The sequence below is a fragment of the Cohnella nanjingensis genome, assembly GCF_014212125.1.
GTDB lineage: Bacteria > Bacillota > Bacilli > Paenibacillales > Paenibacillaceae > Cohnella > Cohnella nanjingensis.
In genome coordinates this window covers 313,962-329,570 of the sequence record NZ_JACJVP010000001.1, presented here as the reverse complement: position 1 = coordinate 329,570, position 15,609 = coordinate 313,962, and the positions used below count along the sequence as shown (strand labels likewise).

Genomic DNA, 15,609 nt, shown 5'->3' with positions numbered 1-15,609 from the left:
CTTGCCTATGAACCCAGCTGTTTAAGTCAAAAAAACGTATTTCACTTTTTTCTCCAAATACGATTGAACGATTTCGGCCAGCTCCATTGCCATTCCTCCTCCTGATAGGTACCCTCGTTACACCAAAACAACCTTGACGCCTCTCTTCTCGATAATCTTGATTTCGTCGGCGGGCGCTTTGTCATCGGTAATCAGCATGTCGATCTCGTCAAGCGAAGCGATCTGGATGAAGCGGGAGACGCCGACCTTGCTGAAGTCGGCCGTTACGATCACCTCTGCGGCGTTCTTGATCATCGCCCGGCAAATTTCGGTTTCGTACGGATGCTCCGAAGTCACGCCGTCGGAGGCGCTGATCCCATCGATGGAAAGAAACAGCTTGTCGAGCTTGTAGTCGTTCAACTGCTGAATGGCGTGGTGGCCGAAGACGGCGTTGGTGTCGGGATTGTAGTAGCCGCCGAGCAGAATGGTTTTGATGTAGGGATTTCGGCCGAGCTCGTAGGCGGTAATAATCGAGTTGGTGACGACGATCAAATTTTTGTGATGCTTCAAGCCCTTGGCGATTTGCAGGAGGCTGATCAAAAATACGATTGGCATCGGGCTTTATCAGTTGGTCGTGGCTTTTCCGATCCCGATCGTTCTGGCCCTCATGATCAACGAGGTTCGTTCCAGAGGTTTCAAACGATTTGTGCAGACGGTTAGATTCGAGAAGGTGTTCCTGATGCAAAACCAATTAAACCTGGAAGCATCGGACGTCATTGCCACGTTTGTATACCGCAGCGGAATTGTCGGATCGCAGTTCAGCTTCTCCGCTGCCGTCGGCTTGTTCAATTCCGTAATCAATTTTGTCATTCTTGTAGCGGTCAACGCAATCGCCAAAAAATCGGCGAGTATATCTCTTTGGTAAATGAGGGTGACTATGGCGACGAACCGGGGAGACCGACTATTCAACTTTGTGAATTCCTTCCTTCTGATTTTCATTCTGTTGATCGTGCTGTACCCGATGTACTTTGTCCTGATTGCCTCGATCAGCAATCCGGAGGCGGTTCTGAACGGAAAAGTATTTTTGATTCCGAAGCAATTGACCTTGCAGGGATATGACCTTGTGTTCAAAAACAAAGACATCTTGACCGGCTACGGCAATACGATCCTTTATACGGTTGTCGGAACCGCCTTGAACCTCGTCATGACCGTCTTGGCGGCGTACCCGCTATCGCGAAGAGACTTCAAAGGCCGCAACGCCATCATGGCCATGTTCATCTTCACTTTATTTTTCAGCGGGGGACTCATTCCCACTTATTTGTTAATTAAGCAGCTGAGCATGCTGAACACGTTTGCGGTCATGATCGTGCTTGGCGCCGTGGCGGTATGGAACATTATCATCATGCGTACGTTTTTCCAGCAGAACGTACCGGTCGAGGTACATGAGGCCGCGTCCATTGACGGCTGCTCCAATCTTGGCATACTGATCCGTGTCGTTATTCCTTTGTCGGCGCCGATACTTGCGGTCATGGTCCTGTTTTACAGCGTCGATCATTGGAATGCCTACTTTAATGCGTTAATCTTCCTGTCCCGCCGTAGCCAATTCCCGCTGCAGCTGATCCTGCGAGAAATCTTGATTCAGAGCCAAATGCAGAAGATGATGGAGAACAGTCAGGAATCGTTCGCCAAGCTGCTGATGAGCTCGGAAAGCATCAAATACGCGGTTATTATCATTGCCAATCTGCCCATTTTCCTGTTGTATCCGTTTTTGCAAAAATATTTTGTCAAAGGCATACTTATCGGGGCTATCAAAGGATAAGGGACGGAAGCCGGACCATTCGCGTCAATAAGGATCTCCAAAACAAGCTGACATGATCAATGGCTTTGCAAAAGCTATCTCGCTAAGGGAGGGCAGCAGCCTCCGATTGGAATAGCGTTATGCTATGGAAAGAATACGAGAAGATGACCAACGTACATATTCAATGGGAGCCGCAAATTCCATTCCAGAATTTATCCGAAAAGCTGAATATTACGTTGGCCGGAGGGGATTATCCCGATGCGTTTTACGGAGCCGGGAGCGCGATCACGCCTGCGGATATGCTGAAATACGGCGGCGAGGGCGTATTTCTTAAGCTGAACGATCTTATCGACAAATACGCGCCAAACGTCAAAAAACTGTTTGATGAGAACCCGGACATCAAGAAAGGATATACGATGGCGGACGGCAATATTTATTCGTTCCCGACGGTCGTTGAACCTGACTATATGTCCGTCCGCATGGGCAGAAGAATCTGGTTGAAAAAGCAGTGGCTGGACCAACTCGGCATTCCGGAACCTAAAACGGCGGATGATTTCTACAATATGCTGAAAACGATAAAGGAGAAGGACCCTGCCGGCGGCGGCAATACGATTGCTTTCTCCGGCTTCGGCGCTATCGATCCGCTAATCAGTTATTTGGCGGGGGCATGGGGGCTGTATAATCGAGGATTGAGCAACCCGAACATTGACATCGATCCCAAAACGAACGACATCCGGTTTATCCCGACGGCCCCGGAATACAAAGAAATCCTACAATACATCAATAAGCTGTACAATGAGAAACTGCTTTGGTCAAACCTTTTTGACGGCGATTTTGCCAAGCTGATTGCGGAAGGCTCCAAAGGAAACATGTTCGCCGTCTTCTCCCAGGACCCCAAAAAGGTATTCAACTTGGACGGCTATATCGGCGTCCCCGCCATCAAAGGAACTAGCGGCGACCCTTTGTACGTCTCGGTTGGCTCGCCGATTCTATGGTCGGGCGCGTTCATTCTGACCGACAAAGCCAAAAATCCGGAAACGCTCGTCCGCTGGATCGACCATCTGTACAGCGACGAAGGCAGAAAATGTTTTTCATGGGCTTCGAAGGCACGACCTATGAAAAGAAATCGGACGGAACGTTCGATTATATCGACAGCATCAAAAATCCGAAGGATGGCCTGAACTTCGACCAAGCGGTGAGCAAGTTTTTGACCTGGCCGGGAGGCGGCTACGCGGGAATCGTCCGCAAGCAGTTTTTTAAAGGCTCGGAGGGTACGCAAGCGTCGCTGGATGCGACGAAGAAGGTGGAACCGTTCGTGCCGAAAACGATCTGGTCGCCGTTCACCTTTAATGCGGCGGAGAACGATGTCCTGACCACATCCGGAGGCGACATCAACACGTACATGGAAGAAATGAAGACCAAATTCGTGACAGGCAAAGTACCCTTCTCCGAATGGGACAATTATGTGAGCAAACTGAAGAAAATGGGCCTGGACAAATATGTAGGCGTGTATAAGACGGCCTACGAACGGTATCAACAGAAGTAAATAGGTAACTTGGAGCTTGCCTTCGTCGCCATGGCACAGGTAAGCTCCTTTATTTTACAGGGGTTTATATATCTTTATCCATGTGTCTACAGGTCAGTCTAATGTCGAATAATTCCATAATGAGAGTGGAGAAACGGGCAGGAAAGTGCGAGTGGGCTGTGGAATACAGCAGGAGGATATGTGGAAGATGGGCAAGGAAATGTAAACGTCAAATTCTAACGAATGGAGGTTTACAGAATGAGAGAGTGGGATGAAGTGTATACCAGCGGAAACTTTCGAGACTACTGGGATCTCCCGTACCCGTCTCAAGAATTGGTCGCTTTCGTGGCTTCGATGGACCTTCCCCCTAACATTACCGCTTTGGATGTGGGCTGCGGCGCTGGCAGCGAAGCCATTTTTCTTGCCCAGCGGGGATATCGCGTAATCGGCGTCGATCTGAGTGCCGCTGCCTTGAACATCGCCAGGGAACGGGCAAACAAGGCGGAGGTTCGGGTGGATTGGCGTCAGGGCGATGCCTTGAATTTGCCGTTGGAAAACCGGTGCGTGGATATGGTCAATGATCGCGGATGTTTTCACGTTATCGCTGAAGAAAATCGAGGGCGATTTGCGGAGGAAGTCGCGCGGGTGCTCAAACCCGGCGGGGTGATGCTGCTCAGAGGCTGTCGCGAGAAGGCAGAAGAAGGACATTTTGTCTTAATGACCGAACAATCGGTGGACCGGCACTTCGGCAGGTATTTTAAACGTGGCCCGGTGCTGCCGATCCAGATGACGGTCGGAAAAGGCTATAGCGAAGAAGGAATGAAGGGCAACCTGGTCGTTTTGAAAAGGAAGTGAAAGTCGATGTCGGATGACAAGAATTTGTACGCATAACTTTCTGATATGGGAGCTCAACAGAGGCCTAAAGATATCCTAGCAGCGGGTCGTCGTCATACCGTTGGTCTTCAATCGGACGGAACGGTTAAACAAAGACCACGTGACGGCTAATCTCATTCGTCGGGGATTGTTTTAACCGAATGACACCGCAGTATTAAGCTGCGACGGATAACGATAGGCGCCCAGTATTAGGTGATCGTACCGTACGATCTGAAAAAATCGAAGAGGAGGGTGTGCTTATGGCTCATGCGAAGGAAGTGCTGGCGGACCAGCTGCTTGCCAATGCCGACGATCCGAGCTGGTATACGCCTTTCAGGCAGGCGACCGAAGGGCTGTCCGAGGAAGACGCCTTTCGGAAGCCGGATGCGAACGGCAACAGTATCGCGGAGATCGCGCAACATCTGCTTTACTGGAACGAGACCTGGCAGGAGCGCTGCCGGGCGTCCCGGCTCGATGCCGTGCCACCGATCGCGAGTAACGACGACAGCTTCGTCGTGCCGGAGGGCCGGGATTTCAAAACCTTGAGAGAAGCTCTACTAAGGGTGCTGCTGCGCTGGCAGGAGGAGCTTACCCCCGACAATCTGGAGCAGCGCGTGGACGGCTTCGACGAGCCGGTTCAGTGGTGGCAGGTCGTCGCCAACGTGGCCACCCATAACGCGTATCATATCGGCCAAGTCGTCTATATCCGCAAGCTACAGGACAATTGGACTGAATCGGCGCTTTAGAGTTGAGTAACAGAATGGCTGCCACACGGCAGCCATTCTTGTTTTTATCGGACAATTCGTCTTGCGATATTGGTAATCGGTACAAATTCTTGTCAACCGATGTACCTGTCGGATGACAAGAACATTATCTCATTCTTGTCAAATTTGAATAACGTGATACTTGTACACGCACTTGATCAATCTATTACATATGATACACCATAATTTTTTTGATTAAGAAGGTGTATCAGAATGTCATGTTCGTGTGGATGTGGAGGAAAGTGCCACGAAAAGAAACGGAATAAATTCGTAAAGACTAGAAACATGAATAGTACTCGAATTGGAAAATCAATGCTGTCTGTTCCATCATTTATATGTAAAGGTCGGAAACGTCGTAAACGTCGTCGCGGCACAGGAATCGATTCTGTTAATTTATTCCACGATCGCCATTTTAGGATCACTCAATTCTCAATCACAGGAAGTTCCGAACCATGCACTCCATTAATCGATGTAGGAAAAAGCTTTAACGACGCCAGAACATGTCTGTTGGCAAATGATTTTGTAATACAGGACAGAACAGAAATAAGAGTGAGATTTTTAAGATTCCGCTCCAATAGGGGTTGGAAACATTTATGATATGCATATGTTTATTGGAAGCATACGCTACTAATGATAGAGCGGTTTTATAGTGAGGTGAAGGGGGATACAATAAATCCGAGGAAATCTTCATTGGCGTGTCACAAATAACCCCTGCTTAAACGGAAAACGTGAGACATAAATTGTCTCGCGGTTTTTTCCGACTCTTTTCCTTTGCTGGAGAAAGCTTTATCCGAAAAAACAGGCGAATCGAAGTACTTGATCCTAACTTCCAAATGACGTATATTAATTTTACATTGACATTACCGCAGGTCTAAAAAAAGGAGGAGCCATGTCACCACGTACCAAAGAACAGAATGACGCGATCCGGGAGATGCGGATGAACCAAATTATGCAAGCGGCTGCGGAAGCCTATTTGGAGAAGGGCATTCAATTGGAAATACGCGATGTTGCGGTCAAGGCAGAGCTCGGCTACGGAACCGTGTATCATTACTACAAAAATAAGATCATGCTTTTGGAAGATTTACTGTGGGATGCCCTGAATCGAACGGAGTCGGCAGTACTGCCCGCTTTGACGGGGGACGGCGGCAGTTTGCTTCAAGCTGAGTCGTTCTCCAGGCTGCTCCTGCGGAAGTGCATCCAGGATCCTTCCGTATTTATTTTGCTTAAAACGGTTGCGGATAATTTTCATCACTTCCCGGGAAACCGGTTCATCAAGTTGTTTGCCGATTTTCAGGAACGGATCTATTTGCCGTTTGTGGAGATGATTCGTGAAGGGATCGGTTCCAAATCACCAGAGAAAACAGCTAATCTGATATTTGGCTCGCTTGTTGGCTACGCAGCATTGAACATCCACCACAATATGCGTAACGAGTTGGATGCGGATGGGATCGTCGATATGATTTTTTCAGGCATACGGTCAAAGGAGAAATGAATGGAATGGTCATCCTGAAATCGAGAGCAGAAATTGAAGAAATGAGAAAAGCCGGCCGAATTGTCGCTGCTTTTCATCAAGCAATCTCAGGTATGATCCGGCCGGGTGTCACGACGCTCGATATCGAGTCGTTCGCGGTGCGGTTCCTGAAGGAGAATGGCGCCAAGGCTTATACGATAGGCTACAACGGCTATCCGTTTGCGACATGTGCGTCTGTCAACGACGTCATTGCGCATGGATTTCCGAGCCGGAAGCCGCTCAAGGAAGGCGACATCGTCAAAATCGACATCGTCGCGGAAGCGGATGGCTGGATCGGCGATTCAGCTTGGTGTTACGCGGTCGGCGAGGTGTCGGAAGAAGCCCGTCATCTGATGCGGGTAACGAAGGAATGCTTATATCTTGGTATCGAAAAAGCTGTCGTCGGAAACCGGATCGGCGATGTGATGCACGCGGTTCAAACCCATGCCGAGCGTAACGGATTCTCGGTGGTGCTCGATCTGCTCGGTCATGGCGTAGGTAGGGAGATGCACGAGGAACCTAATTATCCCCACGTCGGGAATCCGGGCAAAGGGTTCCGCTTGAAGGAAGGGATGGTTTTTACGATCGAGCCGATGTTAAATGCCGGAAAAGCGTTAATGACGGTTGATGCCGACGGATGGACCGCCAGAACCGCTGACGGCTCGCTTTCCGCACAGTACGAGCATACGATCGCCATTACTGCGGATGGCCCGATTATATTGACCGCACAATAGAATTCAATCCTTTTATTGGTTCAAATTTGATTTTAAGCGGTGTTTTCCTCTTCCAGATTTCAAGTAAAAAATCGGCCACTGTTCGCATGTTGTGAATGGGCCGATTTTTGTTTTTTTCTTGAATGGCTTCGGATCTATCCCTGGTTATGCTCATCGAACTCGCGTAAATCGTACTATGCGGATACCTATATTGGGGATGACGTAGGTAAAGGCCGCTCCTTTTTCCTTCCGCCAATATAAAATAAACACGTGAGTTGCTACGTCTATAAATATGTAGGAGGTAGATACATTGAAAAAAGTAAAATACAAAATGGGAAAATTAGGTAAACATCATTTCATGCGAAAATATAGCCATATAAAAACATTATTACCTGACACAAAAGCAGCAACAAAATCAAATATCTATAAAATGATCATGAAGTATGACTCACTCTACTTAAAACCAGACGAGGGCACCGGAGGTCGCGGAATATATAAGATAACTAAAACCAAAAATGGATTCGTTTTAAGAAGCGGCACTACCTCAAGAAAATATCATACATTTGATGCATTATGCAGTTCTCTCGACAAGTTCCTATATAAAAACAAATATGTTGTTCAAAAAGGTATTCATCTGTTGAAGCATGATGGACGCTCATTTGATATAAGGGTTATGGTGCAAAAGAACAGAAAAGGACAACTCGAAACGACAGGTATCATTGGGCGGTTAGCTAAACCGGGCAAGATCGTGACTAATTTTCACAGTGGAGGCACACCATTGCCCATAGACATTTTACTCCAATCTCATCTCAGTAGAGCCGCGAGGGCAAACTTTATAAAGAGGATTAAAACATTAGGGAGAAAAGCGAGTATTGTTCTTCGAGAAAGTTATAGAAGAAAAAAAGCTTTTGGAGTCGATATTGCAATTGATTCAAATTGGAAGCCATGGATTCTAGAGATTAATACGGGTCCAGATAGGAGTATTTTTAACACGCTTAAAGACAAAACAATGTATAGAAAGATTTTGAGGTATTCAAAATTTTGAAGTTGTGTCGGAAGACAAGAACATACATTCATTAGGATCCGCGCGGTGCGCGGGTTTTTCATTTTAACGGTGCAAGTTCTAGTCCAAATGTCCAGACAAAAACTTGCACTCTTATCCGGCGCGACCATCGTTAGGCGACAATCCTTCCTTCATATGGTTTGACTGTCAGGATGCTATCATAACCTAGATCCGAAGTTTGATGATTTTTTCTTTTGAAAGTGTCACGTTTTACTCCCTGGAAACGTCTTGTTCGTAAAAAAGTGAGGTGGCCAACATGGAACTGTATGATGCCGTGATTATTGGCGGCGGTCTTGCCGGATTAACCGCATCGATTTATTTGGCAAGGGCTGATCTATCCGTATTGGTATTGGAAAAAGCTAATCATCTTGGCGGTCGTGCGCTTACCGTCCAAAAAAGCGGAGCATCGCTTAATTTGGGCGTGCATGCGTTATATCGGGACGGGGCAGGGGAGGCGATTTTGCGCGAATTAGGCGTGAAGCTGAAAGGCGCCTACCCGCCAGCCTCGGCGGGGGCTATGTGGAATAACCGGGTCTATACGTTGCCATCAAAACCATTGGAACTGATCGCATCCAAGCTGTTTTCATTCTCGGAAAAGATGGAGCTTACCCGTCTATTGCTCAAGTTGGGCAAGATGGATCCGAAGCAGATCGGGCAGATCAGTTTGAAGGAGTGGGCGGAACGGGAAATTCGGCATCCGATGCTAAGGCACGTTGTTTATTCGGTGAGTCGGGCAAACTCTTTCGTTCCTCACCCTGAACTTCATCTCGCAGGTCCGGCCGTGCGGCAGCTCCAACAAACGTTTGGCGGAAAAGCTTTCTATATCGACGGGGGATGGGGAGCGCTAGTCGACGATTTAAGAGAGCGGGCCATCCGCGCAGGCGTCACGATTATTCGGCAGAAAAAAGCGGTGGAAGTTGAACATGACGGGACCGTTCGACGTATCCGGTGTACAGACGGCGATGTGTTCGAAACTCCTCATGTCGTGATCGCTACTGGCCCGAAGGAGGCGTACGATTTGGTCAAAAACGCGAATAGCACATCAATTGCCAAGTGGAAAGTCGCCGCAAAACCGATCCGCGCTGCATGTCTCGATCTCGTTTTGCATCATCTGCCTGATAGAGGTTCCAACTTTATAGCAGGATTTTGGCTGGATCAACCGCTCTTCTATAACTTCCCGTCTACTGTTGCGAAGTTTAGCGGTGACGGCTCAGTCGTCATCCACCTGATCAAGCATCTTGGAACGAATGAAAGCCAACCTGAATCGGACCTGTTGCAGTTGGAAAAAGCAATGGATCTCGTTCAACCAGGATGGCGAAAAGAGGAAAAAACCAGGCAGTTTTTGCCGAATTTAACGGTCGCCCATGATTTCAACAGGGTGGATAAAAGCGGTGTTAATCACGGTCCGGCGATTCCGGAAATACACGGACTGTATGTAGCAGGAGATTGGACGGGGCATGGAGAACTATTGGCAGATGCGTCGTTTGCCAGTGCCAAACGAGCGGCTCAAGCGATTATTGCCGACAATCGTTCGAGAGGGGGAGAACTGCGCGTTGGAGAGGGGAAAACTATATAGCGATTTAAAACCATTGCTCTTGTCGTTAGCGTATCATACTTTGGGAAGCATCACTGATGCGGAAGATATTGTTCACGAAGTGTTCCTGTCGTGGGAAGAGAAACCGCCGCAGCAAGTGCGTGATGTCAAATCCTATTTGTGCAAGTCTATTCACAATCGTTGTGTAGATTTCATTCGATCATCGAGCCGAAACCGAGAAGCATATGTCGGTTCATGGTTGCCGGAGCCTGTTGATACCGGGGAGCTTCAGAAGAACGATCCGCTTGCGGGAATGGTTTGGAAAGAATCCATTTCTACTGCCGGGTTATTATTGTTGCAGCAGCTTTCCGCGACGGAACGGATTGTATTCCTGCTGCATGAAGTGTTTCATTATCGTTTTGATGAAATTGCCGAGATCGTCGACAAAAGCACGGCAAATTGCCGGCAAATTTTCCATCGGGCGAAGAAAGGTATCGGTCAATTGCCTGATCGGAGCCCGGAAGTCATGGAGAAAAAAACTGCATTAGCTGAACGATTTGCCGAAGCGTTGGTGACCGGGAATATCGGATTGCTCATTGAACTTTTATCTTCGGATACCGTACTTTACACGGATGGAGGCGGCAAGGTAAAAGCGGCACTCCGCCCAATAATGGGTTCGGACAGAATTATTCGTTACTTCGTCGGTATTACGCATGAGATTCCGGCAGAAACTCGATATGAAACTTGTGAAATCAACGGCATGCCGGGAATACGGTTAGTCGTCGGAGAGATGATTTACGCAGTGATTACGTTTCAATATTTGCAGGATCAGCTAACTAACATTTATACCGTGATGAATCCGGAGAAACTGTCCCATTTTAATCGTATGAAGTAAGGCTGTGGGTAAAAAAGGGAATTTAATGAAGGATGTAGCCCAAGCGAAGGCGTGGGAGCGTCCTTTTTTATTGCACTACTGAGTAGGAATTGTGAGAAGGCAGTGGAAATGTGTATAAGTAAAGCATGATTGGCCCAGAGCTGTCAGCGCGGCCGTTCATATTATGTTGAGCATCCGGTTGGTTACCGAACAGGACTGGAATTCAATCAAGCCATCCTAGAACCGCTTGGTTCAGATATGTATTTTTTACCGCCTGTCATGACGTTCTCATGGGTTTATAATGGCATAGGGTGATAGCAGCAGCGACCAGGGGTGGTCTTTTTTTGCTGTGCCACGCAACAATTGAGTACCAGAAGAGCGTCTATTCATCATACATAGAAAAGCAACAGGAGTGAAACAGATGATTGTAAAACAGATGACCATATTCGGGGCCGTTCTCGGTTCTTTGCTCGTATGGGCAGGAAGTGCGGCTGCGGAAGAACGGTTTACCGATCTGCAGCATTCAAAGTGGGCAGAAGACGGCATCACCTATATGGCGAAGCGCGGAACGGTAGCCGGATACGGCAATGGGATGTTTATGCCCGAGAGGCATGTAACAAGGGCGCAAGCCGTCACTTTCATGGTGCGGGAGCTCTACTCGCAGGAGCTGCAGCAGAAAGTGGAAGGCATGCCCTATTCGGATGTGCCGTCAACCCATCCTTTTTATCGTGAAATCGCGATAGCGGCAAAACATGGGCTGACCGGCGGATTTCCAGACGGCACCTTCCATCCGGATGCACCGATGAGCCGTGCCGAAACTGCGGCTTTCCTTACACGCGCCTATTCACTCGTGAAAGGGCAGCAAACCGTAAGATTGACGGATACAGCTAAGCATTGGGCGGCAGCGCCTATTCTCATTATGAGCTCCAACGGATTGATCGGCGGATATTCGGATGGCACCTATCGTCCGGATCGATCTGTCACGCGTGCGGAATTTGCCGTATTTATGGCGCGAGTCATTCGCTTCGAACGCGAGGTCGCCATTCAAGCACACGATTGGGATAAGTTGATGTCATATATGACCGTCAGCGAACAAGTCGGCCAAATGCTAATGCCTGACATTAGGCAATGGAACGGTCATGTGACAACGACCGTCAATGAAGGAATCAAACGCAGCATCCATGATCAAGATTTAGGCGGACTTATTCTTTTTGACAAAAATATTGTAAACGCGAGGCAGGTCACAACGTTAACGCATGATCTGCAAGCGGAAGCAGGCGACATTCCGCTGTTTCTTGGCATCGACCAAGAGGGAGGCGTTATTAAGCGAATTCCCGGCGGGACGAATCTGCCCGGTCAAATGGCGCTTGGCGCAACCGGTGACGCAGCGCTAGCCGAAGCGGCCGGACAGCTGACAGGGGAGGAGCTGAAGGCGCTCGGACTTCAGGTCAATTTTGCGCCGGTGCTCGACATTAACAGCAATCCGGACAACCCGATCATCGGAATACGTTCGTTTGGCTCGAATGCGGATTTGGTAACGCGGCTTGGTCTCGCATCCATAAAAGGACTGCGGCAATCGGGAGTCATCGCGGCAGTGAAGCATTTTCCAGGGCATGGCGACACGACGACAGACTCCCATCTGGGAATGCCGGTGCTGACGCATAATCGCGACCGGCTCGATGCGGTCGAACTAAAACCGTTCCGGGCCGCAATCGATAACGGGATAGAGATGATCATGACCGCACATATTGCTTTTCCTGCGGTAGATAACGAACATGTCACTTCGCTCAAGGACGGTAGCAGCGTGCCGATTCCTGCTACGTTGTCCAAGAAGGTGCTGACGGGACTGCTTCGGGGAGAGTTGGGATATAAAGGCGTCATCATATCCGATGCCTTCACCATGAATGCGATCGCGGAGCATTTTGGGGAAAATAAAGCGGTGGAACGTGCAGTCTCCGCAGGCGTCGATATCATTCTCATGCCGAAAGATCCGGCAGCCGCACATCAAACGCTGGTGAACGCGGTTAAGAGCGGGACTATCCCGATCGAAACCGTTCATGCGTCGGTGAAACGCATATTGGAGCTCAAATCGAAATATGGTTTGTTTGACCGCGGCGAAAGCCTCGCGCATAAGCTGGCCGCGCTTAACGATGTTATCGGATCCGAGAAGCATCGCATGGTAGAGAGGGAAATCGCAGAGCGAGCTGCCACCTTATTGGCCGGCCGTGACGGCGCGCATCCGGATCAAATTCATCAAGGCGACCGGGTCGTTATTGCCGCAGCCGAGGAGGAGCAGGTGAAGCAGCTTGAGAAGCAGTTAACTCAAGCCGCAAAGAGCCTATCGCTGAAGACGGAAATCGCCCTAATCGGTAAAGGAAAAACGAATGAGGCGCTTCAGGCGATTGATAAGGCGGATTACGTCATCCTGGCCTCTTACCAATTCCGGAACGCGGCCAGTCAGTTCGGCTGGGCCGATTTTCAAACCTTGATCGAAGAGATGAACAGGCGTAGTAAGCGATACGTGCTGCTATCGCTCGGCAACCCGTACGAGACGATCTATTTGCAGAACGTGCGCTCGGGGCTAGCGGTTTACGGAAAGCAGGAGCCTAATACGGCAGCCGGAATCAATGTGTTGCTCGGCCGATTAGAGGCCGGCGGCGTATTGCCTGTGATAACGGAGTAGAGTACGGTTATGTTTAGTTGGGCAAAGCCATCGCAGACGTTGTGTGTAAATGTTCCTATTGCCGATTGAGGAGAACAAAGATGAAAGAACTCCATTTACTAACGGGTAACAAGCGCGGAATCAATCAATTCATCTTAACTCACACTTAAATCCGTCCGTCGAATAATTCCATAATGAGAGTGGAGAAACGGGCAGGAAAGTGCGAGTAGGTTGTGGAATAAAGCAGGAGGATATGCGGAAGATGGGCAAGGAAATGTAAACGTCAAATTCTAACGAACGGAGGTTTACAGAATGAGAGAGTGGGATGAAGTGTATACCAGCGGAAACTTTCGAGACTACTGGGATCTCCCGTACCCGTCTCAAGAATTGGTCGCGTTCGTGGCTTCCATGGACTTCCCCCCTAACATTACCGCTTTGGATGTGGGCTGCGGCGCTGGCAGCGAAGCCATTTTTCTTGCCCAGCGGGGATATCGCGTAATCGGCGTCGATCTGAGTGCCGCTGCCTTGAACATCGCCAGAGAACGGGCAAACAAGGCGGAGGTTCAGGTGGATTGGCGTCAGGGCGATGCCTTGAATTTGCCGTTGGAAAACCGGTGCGTGGATATGGTCAATGATCGCGGATGTTTTCACATTATCGCTGAAGAAAATCGGGGGCGATTTGCGGAGGAAGTCGCGCGGGTGCTCAAACCCGGCGGGGTGATGCTGCTCAGAGGCTGTCGCGAGAAGGCAGAAGAAGGACATTTTGTCTTAATGACCGAACAATCGGTGGACCTGCACTTCGGCCGGTATTTTAAACGTGGCCCGGTGCTGCCGATCCAGATGACGGTCGGCAAAGGCTATAGCGAAGAAGGAATGAAGGGCAACCTTGTCGTTTTGAAAAGAAAGTGAAAGTCGACGCAGCAGGTGTCTAAGGACACAAAAGTGCCTACATAAGTATATTTAGAAAAGCTTGATATATCAGGCTTTTTATTTTTTTTGTAGGGAGATTTGTATCACATGGAAATGCACAAACGTGCCTACATTGTCGTCAAAAGACACAAAAGCACCAACATAGTCGAAGGCGGTAATTCCTTCGAACCTCCGAATACCATCGGACGTATTGATTATAATCAACAGCATTTTTTGGAAGAAAGGCTTGATCCTTACGTAACGTAATGCTGTATAGTGAGGGTACCGGTAAAAAGCTAGCAACCAAGAAAGGCGGATAATGGTCGTCCAGTAGTAATTCCCAAATCTTTGGAGGCAAATACAATGAAAAAAGTAATTTCGAAAGACGGAACCGCCATTGCTTTTGATAAATCCGGGAATGGACCGGCGGTCATTCTGGTATGCGCTGCATTTCAAACTCGTTCGGATCCGATGATGTCGCAGCTTGCTTCGCTTCTGTCACCCCACTTTAGCGTGTTCAACTACGATCGTCGGGGTCGAGGGGATAGCGGCGATACGGCGCCGTACGCGGTTGAGCGCGAAGTCGAAGATATCGAAGCTCTCATCAACGAAGCTGGCGGATCGGCATTCGTATTCGGCATGTCTTCCGGTGGAGTCCTTGCCCTCGAAGTGGCTCGCAAGCTTGCTATCGCGAAGCTGGCATTGTACGAGCCACCGTTCATCGTTGACAATACGCGTCCTCCGCTGCCGAAGGGTTACTTAAAGCAGCTCAAAGAGCTGCTAACGTCCGGCAGCAGAGGCGACGCAGTCGAGTATTTCTTGACAAAGGCAGCAGGCGTTCCTGCCGATTTCGTTTCTCCGATGCGAAGCGCGCCATTCTGGCCGGCGATGGAATATGTAGCGCACACATTGGTCTATGATGGCACCATCATGGGTGACACCATGTCGGGCAACCCATTGCCAGCCGAGCGGTGGTCTTCCGTCTCGATCCCTACGCTCGTGGTGGGTGGAGGAACAAGTCCTGTGTACCAGCAAAATGCGGTGAAAGCGCTCGTGGACAGTCTCCCTAATGCAAATTCCCACATCCTGGGTGGCCAGGATCATAACGTGGCTCCGGATTACCTCGCTCCCGTTTTGACTGATTTTTTCTCCATGTAAATTAATGGAGGGCCAGAAAACAAACAAAGTCAGGAATTTAATCCTGGCTTTTTTTCTGCGTTACTCTGTTGATGAAGGGAACGATTGTATATGATACATTTTATTGTCGGGGACGGACATTGCGAACTCGGGCAAGGATACCTACGCAAAGAAGATTCCGCCGGTTTGCCGCAGCAAGAGATACCAAGCTTCCAGTGCTATTTATTTTTTACATAACAAGTTAATCATGCATGATATACTTTGGTCA

At 49.0% G+C, this 15,609-nt stretch carries 15 protein-coding genes and 1 pseudogene; 15 read left to right on the top strand and 1 reads right to left on the bottom strand.

Annotation, left to right across the window (positions count from 1 at the left end; all coding sequences use genetic code 11):
- Positions 1-117: 117 nt before the first annotated feature.
- Complete coding sequence (locus H7C19_RS01520) at positions 118-594, bottom strand: DeoR/GlpR family DNA-binding transcription regulator (RefSeq protein WP_221468980.1); 477 nt, start codon at positions 592-594, stop codon at positions 118-120.
- Between the two features lie 91 nt (positions 595-685).
- Between H7C19_RS01520 and H7C19_RS01515 the strand changes: the two are divergent.
- The 15 genes and pseudogenes from H7C19_RS01515 to H7C19_RS01445 all read left to right on the top strand — a co-directional run.
- Positions 686-904, top strand: a pseudogene (locus tag H7C19_RS01515) (sugar ABC transporter permease); the annotation flags it as partial.
- Between the two features lie 12 nt (positions 905-916).
- Positions 917-1,798, top strand: coding sequence for a carbohydrate ABC transporter permease (locus H7C19_RS01510; protein WP_185140770.1), 882 nt, complete (start codon positions 917-919; stop codon positions 1,796-1,798).
- Between the two features lie 119 nt (positions 1,799-1,917).
- Positions 1,918-2,958: an extracellular solute-binding protein gene (locus H7C19_RS01505; protein ID WP_185140769.1), complete on the top strand. Its 1,041-nt coding sequence runs from the start codon at positions 1,918-1,920 to the stop codon at positions 2,956-2,958.
- Between the two features lie 14 nt (positions 2,959-2,972).
- Positions 2,973-3,323, top strand: a complete 351-nt coding sequence (locus tag H7C19_RS01500) for a hypothetical protein (protein WP_221468978.1) — start codon at positions 2,973-2,975, stop codon at positions 3,321-3,323.
- Between the two features lie 237 nt (positions 3,324-3,560).
- Entirely contained in the window at positions 3,561-4,157 is a 597-nt protein-coding gene (locus H7C19_RS01495) for a class I SAM-dependent methyltransferase (RefSeq protein WP_185140767.1), read from the top strand.
- A 278-nt stretch (positions 4,158-4,435) separates the two neighbouring features.
- The gene (locus H7C19_RS01490) at positions 4,436-4,921 is read left to right on the top strand and encodes a DinB family protein (protein ID WP_185140766.1); all 486 of its coding nucleotides are present in this window, start codon (positions 4,436-4,438) and stop codon (positions 4,919-4,921) included.
- Positions 4,922-5,828: 907 nt separating this feature from the next.
- Entirely contained in the window at positions 5,829-6,431 is a 603-nt protein-coding gene (locus H7C19_RS01485; RefSeq protein WP_185140765.1) for a TetR/AcrR family transcriptional regulator, read from the top strand.
- 5 nt (positions 6,432-6,436) lie between these two features.
- Complete coding sequence (gene map / locus H7C19_RS01480) at positions 6,437-7,183, top strand: type I methionyl aminopeptidase (RefSeq protein WP_185140764.1); 747 nt, start codon at positions 6,437-6,439, stop codon at positions 7,181-7,183.
- A 289-nt stretch (positions 7,184-7,472) separates the two neighbouring features.
- The gene (locus H7C19_RS01475) at positions 7,473-8,207 is read left to right on the top strand and encodes a YheC/YheD family protein (RefSeq protein ID WP_246469237.1); all 735 of its coding nucleotides are present in this window, start codon (positions 7,473-7,475) and stop codon (positions 8,205-8,207) included.
- 274 nt (positions 8,208-8,481) lie between these two features.
- A complete protein-coding gene (locus H7C19_RS01470) occupies positions 8,482-9,801 on the top strand; it encodes a phytoene desaturase family protein (protein WP_185140763.1) in 1,320 nt (439 codons plus the stop codon).
- A complete protein-coding gene (locus H7C19_RS01465; RefSeq protein ID WP_246469236.1) occupies positions 9,779-10,654 on the top strand; it encodes an RNA polymerase sigma-70 factor in 876 nt (291 codons plus the stop codon). Before H7C19_RS01470 ends, H7C19_RS01465 begins: the two co-directional genes overlap by 23 nt.
- Before the next feature lie 400 nt (positions 10,655-11,054).
- Positions 11,055-13,316 carry a glycoside hydrolase family 3 N-terminal domain-containing protein gene (locus tag H7C19_RS01460; protein ID WP_185140762.1) on the top strand — a complete coding sequence of 754 codons (2,262 nt, stop codon included), beginning with the start codon at positions 11,055-11,057 and terminating at the stop codon, positions 13,314-13,316.
- Positions 13,317-13,607: 291 nt separating this feature from the next.
- Entirely contained in the window at positions 13,608-14,204 is a 597-nt protein-coding gene (locus H7C19_RS01455; protein WP_185140761.1) for a class I SAM-dependent methyltransferase, read from the top strand.
- A gap of 108 nt (positions 14,205-14,312) precedes the next feature.
- Entirely contained in the window at positions 14,313-14,471 is a 159-nt protein-coding gene (locus tag H7C19_RS01450) for a hypothetical protein (protein WP_185140760.1), read from the top strand.
- A gap of 96 nt (positions 14,472-14,567) precedes the next feature.
- Positions 14,568-15,362: an alpha/beta fold hydrolase gene (locus tag H7C19_RS01445; RefSeq protein WP_185140759.1), complete on the top strand. Its 795-nt coding sequence runs from the start codon at positions 14,568-14,570 to the stop codon at positions 15,360-15,362.
- Positions 15,363-15,609: the final 247 nt, after the last annotated feature.